The organism is Vibrio sinaloensis DSM 21326 (assembly GCF_000189275.1).
Classification (GTDB): domain Bacteria; phylum Pseudomonadota; class Gammaproteobacteria; order Enterobacterales; family Vibrionaceae; genus Vibrio; species Vibrio sinaloensis.
Genome location: NZ_AEVT01000052.1, coordinates 1 through 823 on the forward strand (window position 1 = coordinate 1; position 823 = coordinate 823).

Here is an 823-nt window from a genome sequence, read left to right on the forward strand (position 1 = left end):
TACCCTTTAAAGGAATCTATATGCGGAAAAATTTTGATATCGGGAAAGTGGTTGAAATTAAGCTTGAAAATGGTCTTTATTGTTATGCGATGGTTATAGGTGAAGCATTAGTTGCATTTTCGGAACATTTCTTTGAAGAACCACAATCTGATTTTGATGCAATGTTTGATGATTCGACCTTTTGTATAGGGGTTATGAAGAATGCTCTAGGAGGATATGGCTGGGTGAAGGTAGGTCAACTAAATCACCATCCTATGCTTAATCAGACGCATAAGTTTTATAAGTTCGATCTCATTTCAAAGAAGTTTTCTATTTATTCTGACGGTATTGAAACTCCCGCCACGAGGGAAGAATGCCTTGAACTTGAATGTGCGGCTGTGTGGGAAAAAAGTCATGTAGAAGACCGACTTTTGGCAAAAAGCCAGGGAGAACAGTGCGTTTGGACAACATCTTTGTCTGCCGCGACACGGGTATAACAAACTGTTCAAGAGTGATTCGCAACGCGTGGCATTTTTACTATGCGTTGGTTTTGGTGTTTAAGGTGGTATGCGGGAGCTTCGGTATTGCGTTGCTCACACCTTAACAGGGCGTTATGTGGTTGGAGAAAAATTATGAATCCATCAGCGGTTCTTGTTCATGTCCTAGATGTAGCGAAAGGGCTTGAATGGTACAAGAAAGCTTTTCCAGAAGCCGTTCCGGTTTACCATCCTGACTTTGACTTCACAGCGCTTGATATAAATGGTTTCTCACTAGAAATAGTCCAAGCAGACAAAAAGGTTGGTGCTGGTAAAAGTGGCACAGTTGTTTACTGGTCAGTAGATAG

Annotated in this window: 1 protein-coding gene and 1 pseudogene; both read left to right on the top strand. The window is 41.3% G+C overall.

Annotated features, from left to right (window positions below; genetic code table 11):
- Positions 1–476: hypothetical protein (locus tag RH45_RS22695; protein ID WP_008075601.1), on the top strand; the 476-nt coding region annotated here is incomplete at its 5' end.
- Positions 477–611: 135 nt separating this feature from the next.
- Positions 612–823, top strand: a pseudogene (locus RH45_RS07270) (glyoxalase/bleomycin resistance/dioxygenase family protein); the annotation flags it as partial.